At 49.7% G+C, this 16127-nt stretch carries 12 protein-coding genes; 4 read left to right on the top strand and 8 right to left on the bottom strand.

The window, feature by feature from the left end:
* The 6 genes from JRI95_14705 to JRI95_14730 form a co-directional block, all read right to left on the bottom strand.
* A partial coding sequence (locus tag JRI95_14705; GenBank protein MBW2062792.1) for an IS5 family transposase occupies window positions 1-1022 on the bottom strand: 1022 nt, incomplete at its 3' end.
* Window positions 1023-1408: 386 nt separating this feature from the next.
* Complete coding sequence (locus JRI95_14710; protein ID MBW2062793.1) at window positions 1409-1702, bottom strand: antibiotic biosynthesis monooxygenase; 294 nt, start codon at window positions 1700-1702, stop codon at window positions 1409-1411.
* A gap of 582 nt (window positions 1703-2284) precedes the next feature.
* Window positions 2285-2836 (bottom strand): 4Fe-4S dicluster domain-containing protein, encoded by a 552-nt coding sequence (locus tag JRI95_14715; protein MBW2062794.1) that lies wholly within the window; start codon window positions 2834-2836, stop codon window positions 2285-2287.
* A 15-nt stretch (window positions 2837-2851) separates the two neighbouring features.
* Window positions 2852-5077 carry a molybdopterin-dependent oxidoreductase gene (locus JRI95_14720; GenBank protein MBW2062795.1) on the bottom strand — a complete coding sequence of 742 codons (2226 nt, stop codon included), beginning with the start codon at window positions 5075-5077 and terminating at the stop codon, window positions 2852-2854.
* Window positions 5078-5171: 94 nt separating this feature from the next.
* Window positions 5172-6551, bottom strand: a complete 1380-nt coding sequence (locus JRI95_14725) for an MFS transporter (protein MBW2062796.1) — start codon at window positions 6549-6551, stop codon at window positions 5172-5174.
* A 380-nt stretch (window positions 6552-6931) separates the two neighbouring features.
* On the bottom strand, window positions 6932-8275 hold the full coding sequence (locus tag JRI95_14730; protein MBW2062797.1) for an FAD-dependent oxidoreductase: 1344 nt from the start codon (window positions 8273-8275) through the stop codon (window positions 6932-6934).
* A 310-nt stretch (window positions 8276-8585) separates the two neighbouring features.
* On the opposite strand from JRI95_14730, the gene JRI95_14735 reads away from it, so the two are divergent.
* Both JRI95_14735 and JRI95_14740 read left to right on the top strand, forming a co-directional pair.
* Window positions 8586-9047 carry a selenoprotein B glycine/betaine/sarcosine/D-proline reductase gene (locus JRI95_14735; GenBank protein MBW2062798.1) on the top strand — a complete coding sequence of 154 codons (462 nt, stop codon included), beginning with the start codon at window positions 8586-8588 and terminating at the stop codon, window positions 9045-9047.
* Window positions 9048-9065: 18 nt separating this feature from the next.
* On the top strand, window positions 9066-9809 hold the full coding sequence (locus JRI95_14740; GenBank protein ID MBW2062799.1) for a hypothetical protein: 744 nt from the start codon (window positions 9066-9068) through the stop codon (window positions 9807-9809).
* Window positions 9810-10002: 193 nt separating this feature from the next.
* On the opposite strand, the gene JRI95_14745 is transcribed toward JRI95_14740, so the two are convergent.
* On the bottom strand, window positions 10003-11778 hold the full coding sequence (locus JRI95_14745; protein MBW2062800.1) for an ABC transporter substrate-binding protein: 1776 nt from the start codon (window positions 11776-11778) through the stop codon (window positions 10003-10005).
* Window positions 11779-11990: 212 nt separating this feature from the next.
* A complete protein-coding gene (locus JRI95_14750) occupies window positions 11991-13436 on the bottom strand; it encodes a 4-hydroxybutyryl-CoA dehydratase (GenBank protein ID MBW2062801.1) in 1446 nt (481 codons plus the stop codon).
* Between the two features lie 360 nt (window positions 13437-13796).
* Between JRI95_14750 and JRI95_14755 the strand changes: the two genes are divergently transcribed.
* Both JRI95_14755 and JRI95_14760 read left to right on the top strand, forming a co-directional pair.
* Complete coding sequence (locus tag JRI95_14755) at window positions 13797-14939, top strand: hypothetical protein (protein ID MBW2062802.1); 1143 nt, start codon at window positions 13797-13799, stop codon at window positions 14937-14939.
* A 42-nt stretch (window positions 14940-14981) separates the two neighbouring features.
* Window positions 14982-16010 (top strand): LacI family DNA-binding transcriptional regulator, encoded by a 1029-nt coding sequence (locus JRI95_14760; GenBank protein ID MBW2062803.1) that lies wholly within the window; start codon window positions 14982-14984, stop codon window positions 16008-16010.
* The last annotated feature ends 117 nt before the right edge of the window (window positions 16011-16127 follow it).

Below are 16127 nucleotides of genomic sequence, written 5' to 3' on the forward strand. Positions count from 1 at the left end.
TTGTGACCGCGATAGCCTTTATCAGCGTGAACATGTTTCAAAGAAACGCTTGAGATCCTCTCCGTCTGTTCCAGGGATTCTTTAAGGGTATGGCCGTCATACGGGTTCCCATGGAACGCCTTGATTCCAACAATCCAATTCCCGCGCGAGGTGCTCACCAAACCAACCTTGCAACCAAACTCGTAGCGCTTGTGCGTCTTGCCTTTGCTAATGCATTCAACTTCAGAGGCATGGATACTGTAAAGCTTGTTCTTCGAATGGCGCTCTTGAGCCAGAAGACGATCCGCCATGACCAAAAGATCGTTAAGTTCCGGGTCTATCGAAGCAGCCTTGCGGCGGATGTCACGAACCACACGGCCAAGGTATGTCTTGAGTCTTTTAACCTCCCTGTTTGCTCGCTTGTGTTGATTGGCGTGACGGTAACGGCTTTGCTTGACCAGCGCTCTTTTACCTCTGCGAGTATAGCTCTGGCGAAGCTTGATATCCCGCCCCCTCGCCGCTGATACTAACTTTACCCGCATCTTATGATACAACCCCGAGTCTGTCGGAAAGGCTATCGCCTTCTCCTGAACCGTCGTGTCCACGTTGACACGCTCACAGGCCCCCTTCTTCAGAATCTTATTGCGTTTGGCTACCTCAATCGTCTCCTTAAGCAGAACCTCCATCTTTTCAGCACCAACACGCTTGCGCCACTTAACCAACGTCGTCGGGTCCAATGGCAACTCATGCTCAAAATATTTAAACCCGCAAAAATACTGCCAGTAGGGATTCTCAAGAAAACGCTCCACTACCGTCTCGTCACTCTCGTTGAAGGCGTACTTGAGATAGTGAAGACCAACCATCAAACGAATCGGCTTGGCCGGACGACCTTGAGTCTCTGAGTAATACGGACCAAACTCTGTCACGAAGACCGACCAGTTAATCGCGTCAGACAGCTTGCACAAAGGGTGCTTAAGATCAATAATTTGCTCTAACTGAGCCTGGAAAAGGTAAAGGGAATCTTCTTGATTTTTTGGCTGCATAAATCACCACTTTTGGGCCTGTTTTGAATGACTTTCTGGCAATTTATATAACACATTCTGACCAAAATAGCAAGAAATATTAGTAAGTTATTCTATTTTTCAGGGACGACTACAAGAAATATTAGTAAGTTATTCTATTTTTCAGGGACGACTAATTAGGCATATAGTTCAGTGACCTATTGATTAAGGATATGATTTTTTATTCGGTGCGCTGAGCGCACCCTACAAGGCCGTCCGGGCTGATCCTGGCGACCGGGCATGCAACGATAGGGATGGCCCTGGGACCGGTAACAGGAAAGCTGGTTTCACAACTGGCTGCTGATGAACCCCCTGAGATCAACCTGGCCGGGCTCTTCCTAAAATATCAATCCCCGGAACTAAGAACCTCAGACGGCGTGTACTTCCTCCATCTTGGTGATCTCAGGTCTTCCGGCTACATACGGTGCGAATTTGGCGTTGTATTCTTTAAAGTAGTCTGAGGAACTGTGCGTGGTCAGGGCTTCCTCATCTTTATACCGCTCCATGATGACGACCGTGTTGGGTTCAGCCGGATTTTTATTTATGGAATACAATAAATTACCTTCTTCTTTGGCCACATGAGCCATCAGCTCTTTGAATAACTCAATAAACTCGTCAACCTTTCCTTCCTTAATAGGCAGCTTCACAACCAGCGAGATCATCTTCGGCCCTCCTTCTTTTGGATTTCGTTATGAGTTAAATATGGATAACACACGTTTTTTTCAGGGTCAAGGACACGGGCGGCATATTTGAGTTTTCATAAATAAATTGACCGCCGGAAGGGGGGGTTCCGACGGTCGGGAGGGGAAAATGGAAGGATTACAGGTTTCCTAAGATGCCGTGAAGAACTGTCGAGCGAAAGCCTGAATTATTATTCATGTCTTACTTGATGGTTTCGCCGTTCAGACTATGCACCTGCACCCAAGAAACCTTGTTTTTAAGGAAGCAAAAATCTTGCCATTTATTTTTATAAGTCAGCCACAGGGGCATCATGAGGGATAATCGCAGTAATATATTATAATTATTACGTAATTTTCTGAACAAGAACCCGAGGTTCAGCCATCTTTTTCTATCTGCCTCAAAAAAAGCGAAAGATTTTTGACTCTTTTTGAATTTTTCTTCCGGCAGACTTAGAGATAGTCTGGCGTTTAATAGACCAAAATTTTCCAAAAAAGAAGCCGCTGGCATTAGCCAAGGCAGTGGTGAGCATCAGGCCTGGCTTGCCTTTAAGGGACAGCCTTTTTTTATTTTGGCTTGAACACAACAGCCGGTTTGGTTCTTTTAGAATAGGAAAAACCTTCCGCTTCCCTAACCTGGCCATACCTGGACTCAAGCTCTTGGAGCGAGCCGGCGTCAAGAGCCCTGGTGGGGCATGCCTCAACACAAACCGGCAGTTTCTCTTCTGCCCACCGATCCAGGCAAAAATTGCACTTTTGCATCTTGGAACCCAGCTCCTGATCAAACTGGGGCGCGTCATAAGGACAGGCCTTCAGACATTTGAAGTCGCAGGCCTCACTCCCCAGACAGGCCTGACTGTCAACCACGACAATGCCGTCCTCCTTCCGCTTTGAGATAGCGTTGACCGGACAGGCCGGAATACAGACAGGGTCAATGCAGTGAAAGCAGGGGCCAACCAGGTAGCTCACAAAGACATCCGGGAATTTACCTTTTTCTGTGTACAGAATGCGCATCCATTTCTCCGGACCGGCAAGGAGATCATGCCAATCTTTACATGCGACCTGACAGGCGCCGCATCCGGTGCACCGCGTCTGATCGAAATAGAAACCGATTTGCATCTGCTGTTTCCTCCTTTACGCCTTGCTGACCTGAACCAGGGCGGTTTTTAAGATTGCCGCCCCGCCTGGCGAGTAATCATCGCTTGTCAGCACATTAACGCAGCCTCCCCGGTCAATACCCTGCTCGTCCGGATCATACCATGTTCCTTCACTGATGCTGATCACGCTGGGTATTATCCGTTCCGTGACCCAGGCCTTGATAGCTATCTTCCCCCGGTCGTTAAAGACATAAATCTCATCGTTGTCCTCGATACCTCTGGCCTCGGCGTCTTTCGAATTGATCCAGGCCCGATGAGGCTCCACTTCCTGAAGCCACTCCACCTTGTACAGAGAAGAGTGGTCCCTGGTTTTTGGATGAGGCGAGATAAGTTGAAGCGGATATTTTTCAGTCAGCGGGTCGAACCGGTCTTCCTTGGTGCGGCGGTACTTGGGAATGGGCGGAACCTGCTCAGGGTTTTCAATATCCGCGGCGCGCTGGGAAAAAATTTCGATCTTCCCTGAAGGGGTGGGGAAGGGATTATTCTCAAGGTCCTCGATCTGTTCCTTGAAGGCCACGATGGGTTCAGGAAGTTTGACGCGGTGCACGCCTTCACGTCTGAATTTTTCATAATCCTTGACCTCTGGACCGGTTTCCGGGTTTTTCTCCACAAACATCCGAAGATACTCTTCATCAGTAAAAGGCTTAAAGTCCTTTATTCCAAATCTTTCGGCCAGATCGGTAGCGATATCCAGGTCCGATTTGCATTCGCCTAGCGGCTCGATGGCCTGATTAATATGGGTGTAGTAGGGTCCGGAGGGCCAGGGCCTGGTAAGGTCGTTTCTCTCGGCCGGGCTGGTGACCGGCAGCACGATATCAGCGTATCTGGCGGTGGGGGTCATGAACAGTTCGGGCGCGACCATAAAATCAAGACTGGCGTAAGCCCGCGCGCCCTTATTGGCGTCGCCGAGCTGATTTAAGTGATTATTGGCCACAGACCAGAGGAATTTAACGTCAAAGGGATATCCCCCTTTCTTCCCCTTGAGAAAGGCGTCATGCATCTTGTTGATGTGCACCCGACGGGCCAGGCGCAGGTTCAGGTCCAGGGTGCCTCGCACCGAAGGACCGCCTGCTTCAGCCGGGTTCTTACCTGCTGGGATACCCGAAGCTCGGAACATATGACCCACCGGTATTCCCATGAGCCCGCCGCCAGCACTTCCGCCCGGACGGCCCACGTTCCCGGTCATGGCGCACAGGGTCATGGCGCAGCGGTTGTACTGCTCGCCGATGGCGCTGCGAGCCGGACCCTGGCAGTCCATGAGGGCCGCGGGTTTGGTCGTGGCGTACTCCCTGGCCAGTTGTTCTATCGTCACCGTGGGAACCCCGGAGATGGCTTCAGCCCAGGCCGGCGTTTTCTCGATTCCATCCTCAATGCCAAGCACGTAGTCTTTGAACTTGTCAAACCCGAGGGTGTATTTATCCAGGAAGGCCTGATCATGCAGGTCCTCCTTAATCATAACGTAAGCCATGCTGGCCATGACGGCCGTGTCGGTGCCCGGCTTGATGGGGACCCACTCATCGGCCAGCACGACCGCGGAGTCTGTATATCTGGGATCAATAGAGATGATTTTGGCCCCGGCTTCCCTGGCCTTGATGACGTGATACATGGTGTTGGTGCCTGAAATCATCCTGGCCGGGTCCCAGCCCCACAGGATGATGAGCTTGGAGTTGAGCAGGTCCTCACGACTGTTTCCGACCATGACCGAACCATACTGGGTCAGACAGGCCCAGACCGCGCCCTCGGAAGAAACATTTCCATAACTGGTGGAGAACCCGCCGATCTGGTTAAACAATCTGGCCATGGCTGAGGCGCCGTTATGAAGCGCGGCCAGGTATCCGCCGCCGCTGGCTAAAAAGATGCTGGAATTACCGTACTTTTCTTTTACGTACTTGAGTTTTTCGACGATGGTATTATAGGCCTCATCCCACGAAATCCGGTCGAACTCACCCGCCCCCTTGGGCCCCACCCTTTTCAGAGGGTACTTCAGGCGGTCTGGATGATGGATATGCTTCCGGTACGCACGGCACCGCAAGCAGGCCCGCAGCTGCTCGTCAGGCCCGGCCGTGTCATCACCCTCGACCCTGATAATCACGCCATCCCGAACGTGAAGCCTGATCGGACAGCGTCCGCCACAATCAAAGGCTGAGGTGGTTCGAACGATCTTTGTCTCACCACTGTCCTTGCTCATCCCTTCGGATTTCATTTCGCCCTCCTAAAAAACAATTTCCAGCCCAGGCCGATCTTAAATAGCATACTACAATAAATCAAGGCGTTAACATCAGCCCTCCCGGTTTTCCTCAACCCCGAGACACCTCCGGATCCTGCCGAATCCTGCCTCTGGCCAGAGATGAAAAGATGCCCGCAATGCAAAGAACGCCAAAGATGACGAAGGCAGTCTTGGCGCTTTTCAGGAAAAGCGGATAAAGCTCGGGCGTAATGCGCGTCTTACCCATATACACGGAAAATATCATCATAACCATGCCCATGCTGAGCATCATACCCACCAACCTCATGGTGCCCAGCGTTCCGGCGGCCACGCCATAAAACCTTCTTTCCACCGAACTCATGACCGCATTGGTATTGGGCGAGGAGAACAAGGCAAAGCCCAAGCCATTGAAAATCAGGATGCCGCTAATATAAACCAGACTTGTCTGTGTGCTGATAAATGAAAAAAGGAAAAGAGCGATGCAGGTGCAGGTCATCCCCAGGGAAGCGACCACCCTTGGTTCAATCCGATCTGAAAATCTGCCAGCAAGTGGTGAAAAGATAGCCATCATTATCGGCTGGAATATCAGGATCAACCCGGCGCTTTGAGCGCTGAGGCCTTTGGTATACTGTAAATAGAGGCTCAGAAGGAAACTGACTGCAAATGTAGCGCTGTAATGAATTAAAGCGGCCAGGTTTGAAAGGGTAAAGACGGTGTTCTTTTTGAAGATAACTACATTCAGCACGGGGCTTGTTGATTTTGCCTCCCACCAGAAAAAAATAACCGCACTCCCGACGCCGATTACCAGCAGCCAGGCGCCCAGGACCGAAGGCAGGCGAGACAGGCCGTACATAATCAGGACAAGCGTCAGGCAATATATCAAGGAACCGGCATAATCAATCTTTTCGCCCTTAGCTTCTGCCCACTCACCCTTTAACCTCGAAAAAATTAGAAAAAGAATCAATAACCCAAATGGGATATTAATATAAAAGACGCTTCGCCAGCCTAGATATTGCGTCAGAATTCCTCCGATGAACGGCCCGAGGGAAAGCCCGGTATAGGTTGAAGCGACATTGACGCCCAGGGCCTTGCCTCTTTCCTGGGGTGGATAGACCGAAGTCAAGATTGCCACGCCGGTGCCAAAAATCCCGGCACTCCCGATTCCCTGTAAGACCCGAAAAAGGATGAGCATGGAGGCGGAAGTCGCCACGGCTGAAAGCGCAGCGCCAATTGTATATATCGCTATTCCAAAGGCAAAAACCTTTTTCCTGCCATAAATATCCGCGGCCCTTCCAAAAGGAAGAAGAAACATGGCAGAAGATAAAAGATATGAAGTCGCCACCCAGCCAAGCAGTATCGCATCCATCTCAAACTGCTTGCCAATGGTCGGAAGGGCGAGATTGATTGATGAACCCATAAACGGCGGCAGAAAAGCGGCCAGACAGGCAATTATCAAGGCCCACCGTTTCATAGCAGCGTCATTCATACACCTTACCTCCACCAAATTGAAAATTCACAGGAATTCGATTTTTCCATTCCCAGGCGCTAGAAAATGTATATAAAATCCAGGCAACCTTCGCCTGTACTTCATTCCCAGCCTTTTCACTGCTTGTTTTTCCCTCATGGTTTGTTCTTATCAGGCAGGATGTAATACCAGGTTGCGCTCAAACATTTACTAACGAATTGTCATTGCGAGCCCCCGGCCCTCCGGCAGAAGCCATAGGGTTATTTAACAAAGAAACCATTTTCAAGTTTTAGAAGAGGGCGGGGTTTATCCCCGCCCGTATATTTCTGGTCTTTCATATTTAATTTCGCTCGCAGGCATTTTCAAGCCTGGAAGTATGAGCAACTTCAGAGCAGTCTTTTAAGCAACTGGTTGGCCGCTGTGAGGGTCGGGTCCCAGACCGGGCCGAAAGGCGGCGCATAAGCCAGGTCGGTCTGGCTGAACTCTTCAACCGTCAACCCGCTATGAAGGGCCACAGCCGGGGCGTTTATTCGGTGAGCCGCGCCTTCCTTGGCCACAATTTGCGCCCCAAGCAGGCGGCCTGATTTTTTGTCACCGACCATCTGGACCTTCATATCCAAGGCCCCGGGGTGGGCATGGGCTCGCGTCCGGCCGGTAATCACGACCTCTACTGGCTCGAAGCCGGCCGCTTTTGCCTCCTCGGGATTTAAACCCGTGCGGGCCACCTCGAGGTCAAAGACCTTGAAAACAGCGGTTCCGGCTATTCCGGGAAGCTCCACCCGCTGGCCAGTGACGTTATCGGCCACGGCCCATCCGGCCCTGTTAGCTCTGAGGGCCAGAGGTATGTATGTCTTCTGCCCCGTAACCACATGATAGGTGTCAGCGCAGTCCCCCGCGGAGAAGACGTCCTGATCCGAGGTGTGCAGGGCCTTATCCACGGCAATGGCCTTTTTGAGCCCCAGCTCAAGACGCGCGTCTTCAGCCAATTCACTATTGGGCTTAACCCCTATGGCCACGAGCACCATTTGACATTCAAGGGTCATGTCGAGGCAGAAGACCTTTAAGCCATCCCCTGCTTGCTCAATGCCTGTGACTTCCTGCCCCAGGTGAAGATGCGCCTGGTTGGCCTCAAGCTCCTCCTGAACCACTGAAGCCAACTCCCGGTTCATCCAGGGAAGGAGGATCGGCCGGGGTTTGACCATATGCACCTCGATGCCTCTGGCACGCAAGGCCTCAGCCATCTCCAAGGCAATGTAGCCCATGCCAATGATTACCGTCTTTTTTACCCTCTTTGCATGAAGGCGCTCCTTTATCCGGCGGCCATCCTTCAGGTTTTTCAAGGCCAAAACCTCGGGCCGGTTGAATCCAGGCAGATCAGGCATAATCGGCGAGGCCCCCGTGGCAATGAGCAGCTTGTCATAATCAAAGGTAATGGCCTTCCCCTGATCATCCTGCGCGCTGACCGTCTTGGCCGCCCGGTTAATGACTTCGGCTCGATGCCCGGTTCGAAGATCTATCCCCTGTTTTTCTCTGAAAACCCGGGCCTGCCTGACCACGAGTTCGTCAATGGACCGATCAGGGTCGGCAATATTATAAGGCATGCCGCAGGCGCTGTAGGAAACATCCTGGGTTTGCTCCAGAACCAGGACTTCTAGGTCGGGTTTATTTCGTTTGGCTCGACTGGCTGCGCTCATACCAGCCGCATCTCCACCGATAATCACAAATTTCATGAGAAGCCCCTTTTTTTATTGGAAAGCCTTATCCTATTATACTGTAATAATCAAGATCAAAGGCCATTGACAATCTTTTGGAGCTCAAATTCATTAGATTATAGAATGATCGAATTATGGCTGAACATCCTGAGACCGCAGGTGAAGACGGAAAGTATCTCCCCCTTCTCTCTTTTTCGCTGGCTTCACATGAAGACTACGGTGAAAACGGAGTGGACTTTAAGATAAAGGAGATTTGGCAGGCAAATTTGACAGCCGCCAGCCCTTTCTCATATACTTATCCGGCCTAACGCAATTTGGAGGTTCATTCATGGTTCGTCTCAGCCAGATGCCTGAACCGGAACGATCTTATATGGCCAGGCTTCATTGTCCGACTTTTGAGACACAGCCCTGGGTTAAAGGGCCGTCCCTGAAAGAGCGGCGGGTGGCTATCATTTCCACCGCCGGTGTGCACTGCCGGGGCGACCGCTCGTTTGATCTCACTTCCGAAGATTATCGTATCATCCCGGGCGACATCCAGGCCAATGACCTGATCATGACTCATATTTCGGCCAATTTTGACCGCGTTGGATTTCAGCAGGACTGGAACGTGATCTTTCCCCTTGACCGCTTGTGCGAACTGGCCAGCCAGGGAAAAATCGGCAGTGTCGCAGATTATCATTACTCCTTTATGGGGGCGACTGATCCGGGAAAAATGGAACCAACCGTACGTCACCTGGCTGGCGTCTTGAAAAACGATCAGGTGAACGCGGTCCTGCTGGTACCGGTCTGACCCTTCTGCACGCGCGCCGTGGGCGCGCTGGCACACTTTCTGGAAGAAGAAGGCCTGGCAACCACCCATATCAGCCTTATCCGCAAACACACCGAAATTATCAAGCCGCCGCGGGCCTTATGGGTGCCGTTTGAAATGGGCCGCCCTTTAGGCGTGCCGAACGATGCGGCCTTTCAAACACGAGTGCTTCTCGCGGCGCTGAAACTCCTGGAGGCCGAAAACGGGCCGGTGATCGAGGACTTCTTAGAGGAGGCGCTATGGGTAGAAGACGAACCAGTCGTGTGGGCCTGCCCGGTCAGTTTTGATGAGATCGAGGAAGATTCGGGCGATGAGGAACGGCTCCAGACGGCCTTTAGAAAAGAAATGGCTCAGCTTCGATCCTGGTACGATCTTGCAGTCAAAGAGCATGGGCGCACCACGGTCGGGGTCAGTGGCGTGGAACTGGATAAGCTTGCTGATTTTATTTGCGCTTTCCTCGGAGATGGTCTTCCGAAAAACCCAAATTCCAAGATGCCTTTGCCAATGGTGCTCAACCTGGCCACCGACGATTTAAAAGCCTATTATACTGAAGCTGTTATGGCGCAGCCCGGGCAGAGGGCGGCAGGCAGCAATCAAGTCGCCGACTGGTTCTGGGGTGAAACAGCCGCGGGAAAGGTCTTGTTTGCGGTTAAGGATGCATGCGAGAAAAGCGAGAAGGGCTTGCTGAAAATCGTGGGCCGAATGCTCATCGTGCCTGTGGCTCAAGCCCATCGCAGCGCTTAATGCCACGCCCAGCCGGTCGGAACCTCGACGCCTTAAGTCCAGACGCGGCGCGGGTGAAATGACCATCTCCTTTCCGATGTGATGCGGAACATCCCCGACGAGGCTAAGGCTAATATCACATGACCCTCCAGGCAGCCTTGGATTAAACTTAAACCTGCCCGCAAATTACCCTTAAATCATTATCAATATGAAATTATGGATGACCGTCTTTAAACCATAAAGGATGTGTCCATCTGAACGCTTCCCTATGTTTCAGATACATCTTATTATTCCAGCCCATAACGTTTTTACGCCAGGCCCTGATCTCCATGGAATACCATAACCAGGCGTCTTCATAGTTGTCGTAAAGGACTTTTTCGAGTTTAAAATAATTTTTCTGTCTCTGATCCGGGTCCACCATTTCGCGGCCGGCTTCAATAAGCTCAATGGCCTTCTGATTGGCAGATCGGCCGTAATTGAAACCGCCCTGGGTATGATACATTCCGGTTGCAGCCAGGTCCGGATCGTGCACCCAGGGCCACGTACCAAAGAGAATATTATACTCGAGGTTTTTCAGCCGGTCTGAAATAGCGACCGTATCCAAGGCCTCCAACTGCCAGTTTATGCCTACTCGAGCCAGCATGTCCTTGACCGCCACGCCAACCGATTGAGACTCCGGATTGTTGGGCACATTGCCTTTTATTTTCAGACCTCGAGCATAACCGGCTTCAGCCAGAAGCTTTTTAGACAACTCGGGATCATAGGCCACTGGTTTCAAATTGGGGTTATGAGCCCAGTGATCCACAGGGTACAAGCAACTGGCGATTCTGGCCAAACCAAACTGCGTTCCAGCGATCAGGGCTTTCCTGTCGACCGCATGAGAGATAGCCTTACGGACTCGAATGTCCTGACACACCCCTTTGGCATGGTTAAAAAATAAATAGTTTACGTGAGGCACGGGATTGACATGAACCGTGAGACGCGGGTCGTTCTTGACTGTTTCATACTGAGATTTATTAATGTCCATCTCATCCACTTTGCCTGCTTTTAGATTGGCGAGTTGAATCGAGGGGTCAGGGATAATCGGAAATTTGATCCCATCGAAATAAGGCATATCCGGCCGCCCGACGTGCTTACCGAACCACCAGTTAGGGTTTCTTTTAAGCAGGAGGTAATTGCCAGGCTTGGCGGTATCAAGCATGTAAGGGCCGCTGCCAACCGGGTGTGTATCTAAATTTTGAGCGCCTTTGGCCTTCGCAGCCACGTCGTCAGCCTTTTTCCGCGCCGCCATGGCGGTCATACGCGCTTTTTCCGCCTTCTTTTTGGCCTTATCCGCTTCAGCGCCACCCTTGGAGACAGCTTTCTTGGCTTCCGCCTCAGCTTTGACTGCCTTGGTTTCTGCGGCTTTGGCCTTTTTAGCTAACTTCTTCGCTCCCCCCAAAGCCACGTCCCCTTTAAGGGCCTTGGCCGATATCACCATTCCGGGAACGCTGTTTAAGATACCGAAAGCCCCGGCCCACGGACTTTTTGTATGCAGCTTGACAGTATATTCATCCACCACCTCGACCTTTTTAATCGGCTTGAGCCAGGCCCTGGTCCAAGCCCCGTTTTTTTTGTTCTTGATCCAATCAATCTGATATTTGAAACCTTGTGCGTTAAAAAAGGAGCCATCATGAAATTGAACACCTTTTCTCAACCTCATAATGATGGTAACCGGATCAACGTACTCCCAGGATTCAGCCATAAATGGAGTTGAGGGTTTGTATTCACCATTGATCCAAATAAGCCTGTCGTAAATAAAATTTATGGGTATCCAGGAATTGACCGGCCAGTGGTTTGGGTTCATCAAACCAACGTATTTCGAGGCGGCGATGCGATACACACCGCCTTGTACCGGTTTGGTTGGCCAGTACTTTTCACCATATTCCATCCAGGCCGTCTTGGCCTGTGAGCTCTCCTGTCCCATCACTGGAAGTACAAAAGGGGACATAAGTAGACATAAGGCCGCCAGAACGCATACGCTAAGGCCATACCATGCGGGCATCCCAGCTCTTGGAACGACAAGTCCATTGGAGCTTAATACTTTCTTTTTCTTTCTCATCCTACTGCCTTTCTTTCAAATTGCCTAAACAGGTTTCAGACGCAAACAAGATCAACTTGACGGGCTTCTTTTCAACCGGGAAAATCCTCCATATTTAAGTATTAATCAGAAATCCCGGCCAAACTCTTAGCCCATTCTTTTTTGGTTTCAAGATCGCTCTCCCGCTCGATCAGAAGTTTCTGAGCTTGCGGTGAGCCCGCTCCATGAAGGGATTCGCTAAGAAAGTACACCGAACCTTGGCCGTAACAAAAATACTCAATGAGCCGCATAAGCTTCATACGATTCTCAGTTGGAACCCCATCAACGCCTTTGAGGTATTTATTGACATATTTTCCGATTTTCGGATCAGTAAAATCCTTGTGAGAAGGCATGGTCGCAATCAATCCCCCGGCGATGTCTTCAGCCAGCCGAGCGATTTCATAAGTCAGCCTGCCCACATGCAGCTTGGTTACATTGGTATACATGAGATTCACGTTGAAGATGCCTGAGGGTGTGCTGTATCCTTCGACACAGCTCGTAAGGCCGCAGGCATAAATGGTTCTGGCCATGTGAACCATTTCCGTGAGCTTGTCACGGATGATTGAATTTCTCGCTACGCCGTTATATTCAGCCATGAGAGCGGCCGCGCCGATCACGATATCCGCAATAGCGCTTTTACCCGCGCCGTAGCAGTTGCGGTGATACCCGGCAAAGCGATGGATCATAGGAAAGGACCATTTCCATTCCCCGCACATGAAGACTCTATCCCAAGGAACAAAAACATCATCAAAAATCATGAGGGTTTCATTGCCGCCCTGATTAACGCCGCCCAAATCGAAGAGATCCCCTTCAAGTCGGCGCGTGTCTGAAGGCTGACGTCCCATGACGTGAAAAAGACCTTCAGCATCAGCAGGCACAGCAAAGACTACGGCGTAATCCTCCTCTTCCTCTCTCAAAGTCGTACATGGGGCGACAATGTGCTCATGAGCGTGTACAGCGACTGACTGATGCACCTTTGCGCCCCGAACCACGATGCCATCACTTTTCTTTTCCACGATCCTGACATACATATCAGGATCAGATTGCTGAATAGGCCGAAGGCTGCGATCGCCTTTAGGATCGGTAATAGCCCCGCTGATGGTAAAATCATTGTCCTGGATATATTTAAGATACTTAAGGAATCTCGGATGATATTCTGTTCCCAGGTCTTCGTCCATTTCATAGCTGACACTCCCAATGGCGTTGATCGCGTCCGCCCCTACGGTTCGAGAGTTTCCTCGCCCGGTAAGCCTGGCCGTTATCTGGATCATTTTGTATTTTTTTATCAGGTCTTCAGCGTTTTTCCAAAATGTCACGCATCGGTTTACCTTCTCGCCGGATTCCAAGGTTGCCGTGAAAAGTTCTTTGTATTCCGGATTGAAACAGAGTTCATAGGTGAGGGCCACTGAATTCAGAGCTGGTTGTGTCAGCGGATGTTCTGTGATATTAATCTGTTCCCCCATGAAATAAACCTGTTTCTTGATTTTTTTCATGCTTTCCACATATTGTTCTGCGGTCATCAAAGCCATGGCGCTTATCTCCTTAACGTCTTGATTGGTGAATTAAGACCGAATTTTGAGTTATTTCTCAAAAGGATTATCGTTTCTTACTGATCACTAAAATTTTGCAACATGGTTAACATTGAAAACGTTTTCATTTCTTCATGACAGATACCACCCTTATCCAGTCTTGTCAAGAATTAATTTTTGTTCCACCAAGAACCCATTTCTTAGTCAACTTATTTAATTAATTATAAAATAAAACTCGATATTTCTTTTTTTACTTGACATTTTTATCTTTTTACATAATATTCAGGATATGAAAACGTTTTCACCATTTGGAAAGGCTTACAAATCAGGGTTTTGTTAAAAAATAAAAGAGAGACGCCCATGGAAGAGTTATCATCACGGGAAAGAGTATTAGCGGCGCTTAATCATGAGGAGCCTGACAGGGTTCCTCTGGACCTGGGGGGAAACGCGACAACAATCGAGGCCGTGCCTTATGAGGAGCTCAAAAAGCATTTGGGGATAAAAGGCGAACCCAGGCTTTTTGTCAGGAATCATGTTGACCCCCCGGAAGAATTGTTGAAAGCGCTCCATATAGACACAAGATACGTCAGGCTGAAACCGCCCCATCATTTCAAGATTCAGCTTGATTCAGACAACTCTTATCTTGATGAATGGGGCACCAGATGGAAAAAACCTGAATCCAGCTTATACTGGGACCCAGTTGATTATCCTTTAAAAGACGCCACCATAGATGATTTGGAATCCTATCCATGGCCGGACCCTGATGATCCCGGGAGGATAGAGGGATTAAGAGAGGAAGCAAAAAAACTGCGGGAAAGCGCTCAGCACGCCATTGTAGCTGACGCGATAGGCCTGGGCGTCTTTGAATCATCATGGGTGCTGCTTAGAGGTCCTGAGCGATTTTTTATGGATATGGCCCTGGACAAACTTTTTGTTAAGGCCCTCCTGGAAAAATTAACAGATTTGCATATTAAGTTTCATAAAAATTACCTTGATGCGGTCGGTGAGTTTATTGACGTCATCGCTGTCAGTGATGACCTGGGAGGTGAAAAAGGACCTTTAATCTCTCCGGCGTCCTATTTAGAGCTTGTAAAGCCCTTCCAGAAAAAACTCTGGAGATTCATAAAAAACAACACGGAAGCCTTTTTGTTCCTGCACAGTTGCGGGAGCATTTATAAATTTATTCCAGACCTGATAGAACTGGGTCTAGACATCATAAACCCGGTTCAGGTAGCGGCCAAAGACATGAACACCGGTAAACTTAAGAAAGAATTTGGTGATAAAATTACATTTTGGGGCGCTATTGATACCCAGCGGGTTCTTCCTTTTGGTTCACCTGACGATGTCGAGTGTGAAGTCAAGCAACGTATCTCGGACCTGGCCCCTGGTGGCGGTTACGTGCTCAGCGCCGTTCATAATATTCAGGCGGGAGTTAGTCCGGAAAATATTTGCAGGATGTATGAAGCGGCTCGTCAATTTGGACAATATCCTATTAGTCTCTGACGTTTCGTGTGAGCTTATACTTCAAATCAAACCGGATTTGAGATGGAAAAAATAACTATAAAAGAAATAGCCAAAATGGCGGGCGTCTCTAACGCAACAGTTTCCCGGGCCATACATTCCCCTCACCTGGTCAATCAAAAAACACGGAAACGTATCCAACAGGTCATGGAGACCAACAACTACGTTTATGACGCCGTGGCTGGTGATCTATCCCGGAAAAAAGCCTCGGTAATAGGTCTCATCATTCCAACTATCAAAAATTCGATCTTCAGCAATACAGTTTACGGCATTCAGGAAAAAGCTGAAGAAGGAGGATACACCACTATTATTGGCAACTCCAATTATGACGCCAAGTCCGAACTAAACATTATGAAGCTGTTTCAGCAGCGGCGCATCGCTGGGTTGATCCTTACCGGACTGTCAGAAGAAACCTCCAAAAGGATCAAGGAGCTTATGCAGCTTGGTATCCCATGTGTGGTGACCTGGGAAAAACTGAATTCAAGCGGGATATGTTACGCGGGCTTTGACAACTTTAAGGCCGCTTACTCTATGACTAAACACTTGATCAGCCTCTGGCATAAGCGAATCGGGCTCATTATCGGGCCCTACACACGGGTAAGAAGGGTTCAAAACCGCTTGGACGGATACAAGGCGGCCCTGGATGAGCATAATATTCCTTACAATCCCGATCTGATCTTTGAATCTGAGTATACCCTGGTTGATGGCAAAGAAGCCATGCAAAGACTTTTATCATTACCCGATCCTCCCACGGCCGTTTTTGCGGCCAGCGACGTGCTGGCTATGGGAGCTTTGACCGCTATAAAAGAACAAGGGCTGAGGGTGCCTCAAGATATCTCTATCGCGGGATTTGACGACCTTGATTTTGCCGCCTATTTGGACCCTCCCCTCACCACCGTCAGAATTCCCGCCTTTGAAATGGGGCAGTTGGCTGTGAAAACGCTTTTTGAAATGATAAATGGAGATATGAATCAGGTGCGGCAGTACTGTCTGAACACAGATCTGGTTATCAGACAATCCTGCGCCGGGCCTGCCCCGGGCAATGTAACTTAATAATAAAACTTCAACTGTCACCTAACGGGAATTTATAGGAAAAAAGTAAAAATGAACACGTCAGAACAAGGACTCCAAAATACGACTCATCCGGTAAAGGCGCTGGTTACTGGCGCC

The organism is Deltaproteobacteria bacterium, from assembly GCA_019308995.1.
In the GTDB taxonomy this organism is placed as follows: domain Bacteria; phylum Desulfobacterota; class Desulfarculia; order Adiutricales; family JAFDHD01; genus JAFDHD01.